At 49.1% G+C, this 4290-nt stretch carries 4 protein-coding genes; all 4 read left to right on the top strand.

The window, feature by feature from the left end; genetic code table 11:
- On the top strand, nt 1-673 hold a 673-nt coding region (locus AC1WIP_RS12305), incomplete at its 5' end, for an ABC transporter permease subunit (RefSeq protein WP_481142104.1).
- An 11-nt stretch (nt 674-684) separates the two neighbouring features.
- Nucleotides 685-1563 carry a carbohydrate ABC transporter permease gene (locus tag AC1WIP_RS12300; protein WP_481142103.1) on the top strand — a complete coding sequence of 293 codons (879 nt, stop codon included), beginning with the start codon at nt 685-687 and terminating at the stop codon, nt 1561-1563.
- A gap of 22 nt (nt 1564-1585) precedes the next feature.
- Nucleotides 1586-3304 carry an extracellular solute-binding protein gene (locus AC1WIP_RS12295; protein WP_481142102.1) on the top strand — a complete coding sequence of 573 codons (1719 nt, stop codon included), beginning with the start codon at nt 1586-1588 and terminating at the stop codon, nt 3302-3304.
- Nucleotides 3305-3427: 123 nt separating this feature from the next.
- The coding region (locus tag AC1WIP_RS12290) for a glycoside hydrolase family 88 protein (protein ID WP_481142101.1) at nt 3428-4290 on the top strand (863 nt) is incomplete at its 3' end.

Below are 4290 nucleotides of genomic sequence, written 5' to 3'. Positions count from 1 at the left end.
GTTTTTGGGTATTGCAAGATTCCTGATAGGAATTCCCTTTCCTATTATTGTGGCGTTGATGTTAAATGAAATCAAGCATGAAAAGTTTAAAAAGCTTACTCAGACCTGTGTGTACCTGCCCCATTTTCTTGCCTGGACCATTGTGGGCGGTATGGTAATCAACCTGTTTTCCCAGGAAACTGGCATTATCAACACGATTACTGAATTTTTTACGGGAAGTACATACCCTTATCTGTATAACGAGGGTTCCTGGCTGGCTATTTATTTTGGCTCTGGCATCTGGAAGGAGACAGGCTTTTCGGCCATTATTTATCTGGCCGCTTTGACGGGCGTTGACGCTCAGCTGTACGATGCGGCAGCCATAGACGGCGCATCCAGGCTCAGGCAGATTTGGCATGTAACGCTTCCGGCTATTCTGCCAACCATTGTGGTCAACATGATTTTATCGGTGGGAAGCTCGGTGAACGTAGGCTTCGACCAGATTTACGTTTTGACAAATGCTACTGTAAACAGCATTTCCGATGTAATCAGCACCTATGTTTATAGAGTGGGTCTTGAAGGAATGCAGTTCAGCCTTACCAGCGCAATGGGAATGTTCCAGTCCGTTCTGGCTATGATTCTGACACTTGTTACAAACCGCCTGGCAAAACGTGCTGGTTCCAGTCTTTGGTAAAGGAGGGCCATATGAGAAAATCATTGAGTGCAAAAACAATAGAAAGAATAAGCATGGTCGTCCTTGGGATTGCAGCCCTTTTGTGTATCCTGCCCGTGGTCAATGTGTTCGCCACTGCGTTCAGCAGCGCCCAGGCGGTGGATTCTGGAGTGGTCGGCTTGTGGCCGGTGGAATTTTCTACAGAATCCTTTATGCTTCTGCTGGAAGGAACTATGGCGGTGCGGGCTACCTGGAACAGCGTGGTGATTACAGTAGTGGGTACCATTATCTGCATGGTGATGACCATATTGGCGGCCTACCCCCTGTCCAAGCCTTATTTTGTGGGAAATAAGTTTTTTACAAAGATGATTGTGTTTACCATGCTTTTTTCCGGGGGCATGATTCCTACCTACATTGTAGTGCAGAAGCTGGGGCTGATTGACAGCTATTGGTCTTTGTGGCTTACAGGAGCTATTAATACCTATAATATGATAGTGATGAGAACCTTTTTCAACAACATCCCCACAGAGCTGGAAGAAGCAGCCATCATTGACGGATGTGGGGAGCTGAAGCTGCTGGCAAGAATCTATCTGCCCCTGTCCAAGCCGGTACTGGCAACCCTGACCCTGTTTTACGGGGTAACCCACTGGAACACCTTTATGAACGCCATGCTTTATATCAATAGTCCTGAAAAGCAGAATCTTTCCGTTCTGGTACAGCAGATGATCAAGAGCATGAATGTATTGACTACAGAGCTTGCCACTGCAAACCCTCAGGACCTGCAGGCGATTACCTCGTCGGGACTGAGAGCGGCGGGTGTGGTGGTGATGGTAATTCCCATGTTGCTTATCTATCCGTTCCTGCAGAAATACTTTGTAAAGGGTATGATGCTTGGCGCGGTGAAAGGATAAAAAAATTAATTTAAGGAGGCTTATGATGAAAAAGAGAATGAGTAAACTAATGTCTCTTCTGTTGGCGGGAACCATGGTGTTTTCCCTGGCTGCCTGCGGAGGAACAGAAGGAGACGGCACTGCTGCCACAAGCGACAGTGCTGCCGCACAGACGGAGGCTCCTGCGGGCGAAACAGCCGCAGAGCAGACGGAGAGTGGGACTGCGGATGCCGAAAGGCCCAAAATTACGGTTGCAGTCTATAACAGGGACAATGTTCCCGCTTCAGAGGGAACGATTGTGGACAACCGCTGGACAAGATGGATTCAGGAAAATGCTCCTGTGGATGTGGAATTTATTGCAATTCCCCGCTGGGAATCCGGTGAGAAATACAACGCTTTGTTTGCATCCGGAACCGCTCCTGATCTGATCGAGGAGTTTGGCGTTGATAACATGAATACCTTCTATTCCAACGGACTGTTGATGCCCCTGAACGATTTGATTGAAGAGCACAGTGTGGAGTACAAGGCTCTGCTGGAGGAGTATCCCGCACTGGAAAGCTTCCTGACCAAGGAAGATGGACAGATGTACACCTTTGGTGTGGTAAATAAGGCAAGCTCCAATCATTATCTGATCGTCCGTAAGGACTGGATGGAAAATCTTGGTCTGGAAGACCCTGTTACCACAGAGGACTTTGTAGAGCTTTGTATGGCGTTTACCTTTGACGATCCTGACGGAAACGGCCAGGACGACACCCAGGCTCTGAGCTTTGCGGGCGTTATGAACAGCTTGATTCACGCTATGTACGGCGGAATGGGAACATGGCAGGATGACTGGTACTTGGAGGATCCTACAGATGAGACATCAGATGTGGTATATCATTGGGATTGGGCTGAGGATGCAGTTGCCATGATGGAGGAGCTTTATGAAGCTGGCTGTGTGTCTCCTGACTATGCAACGGACTCTAATGGAAGCATGGCACAGCAGGATTTCATTAACGGAAAGACCGGTATCTTTGGATTAAACGGAGGCAAGGGTGCTATTTTGAGTCTGCTCACTAATGTGACGGCAAACAATCCCGATGCAGATTTGAAGGCAATTCCTCTTCCGATTTCTGAAAACGGCGCTTTCCAGCCTGCAGGCGGCGGCTTCCTGCAGTCCAATGCGGCAATTAATGCGGACTGTGAGAATCCTGAAGCTGTTATGGCATACATTGACTGGCTGAATAAGCCTGAAACCATTATGATGTTAAAGTACGGCGGAGATGAGTACTCTGAAATTGACGAGGCTACAGGCGCTTATGTGCCCAAGGATCAGGAGGTATTCCAGACAGAGGTTTCCTATAATGGTGATATGTACATGACCAGCAGCGGTATCCTTGACCCTTACTCTGACATTTTGAAATTTGACGAATCTGACCCGCTTCAGAAGAGAGCAAAGGAAATCGTTATTGAGGCAGACGGTTATTATCTGGATCCCAGCCGCACCTTCTATCAGCTGAAAACCAAGCCTTCACTGCCCAGTGACCTTGCATTGATTCAGGCAAACATTGGCACCCAGATTGACGACGCCTATACCAAGGCAATTCTGGACAGCAGTTATACGGTGGAGCAGGCTGTAGCAGATGCCCAGAAGGTGTTTACAGATGCGGGCGGTGATCAGATTACAGAATATCTGAATGAATGGTATGACAATAACGATGGATTTATTTCCAGCGATGAGGTCGCTCCTATGCTGCCTAGCTATCTGCAGCAGGCAGAGTAATAAATAAAAAAGTAGAAATGAGAAATGCCGCAGGCTGATTGCATGGCGCAAAGTAAGGGCGAGACAAAAGCTTTGCAGCCGCAGCCGGCGGCATTTTTTTAAAAAGTGGAGGCATGGATTTACATGGAATTTTTAAGGTCGAAGCAGGACAGACAGTGGATAGAAGGACTGTATCAGAAATTGGCAGACAAATTTTCTGCAGAATGCGACCGACTGGGCAGCAGAATTCCCTATATTGCGGAAAACGGCGTTTACGAGGATTACAGCGTGAAGGCGCCCCAGTGGTGGACCAATGGCTTCTGGCCGGGAATTATGTGGCTGATGTACGAAGGAACCGGAGAGGCGAAATACAGGGAGGCAGCCCGGGGCGCAGAGGAAAGCATGGTGGAAAATTTGAAAAATTTCAGGGTCAATGACCATGATTTTGGATTTCGCTATCATATTTCCTGTGGAGCAGACTTTCGCCTGACGGGAAACGAAGCTGCCAGAGAAAATGCCCTGTTTGCTGCCCAGATGCTGGCGGGACGCTACAATCCCGAAGGACGCTTTATCCGGGCATGGGATGCGCCGGAGCGCGTCACCTGGTTTATTATTGACTGCATGATGAATCTGCCCTTGCTGTTTTGGGCCTCTGAGGAGACAGGGGATCCCCGTTTTGCAGGAATTGCCGGGGCTCATGCCCGGACAAGCCTGGATAAGCTGCTTCGGCCTGACGGCTCCAGCGGTCATGTAGCCATACTTGACAGGGATACCTGGGAGCTGATAAGCCAGCCCGGCGGACAGGGCTATGAGGAAGGCTCCTCCTGGTCCAGAGGCCAGGCCTGGGCAGTTTACGGCTTTGCCCTGGCCTATCAATATACAAAGGACGAAAGGTATCTGGATGGTGCAAAATGTGCAGCCCATTATTTCCTGGCAAACGTGTGCGGGACAGGGTTTGTGCCCCTGGTGGATTTCCGGGCGCCAAAGGAGCCTGTGATGTATGACAC

The organism is Acetatifactor sp. (assembly GCF_982438285.1).
The sequence above is the reverse complement of the archived record's forward strand: the minus strand, read 5'-3'. Positions and strand labels throughout refer to the sequence as shown.

Coding starts and splice junctions, on each gene's coding strand:
- AC1WIP_RS12300 (WP_481142103.1), top strand. CDS start 685: ATGAGAAAATCATTGAGTGCAAAAACAATAGAAAGAATAAGCATGGTC.
- AC1WIP_RS12295 (WP_481142102.1), top strand. CDS start 1,586: ATGATGAAAAAGAGAATGAGTAAACTAATGTCTCTTCTGTTGGCGGGA.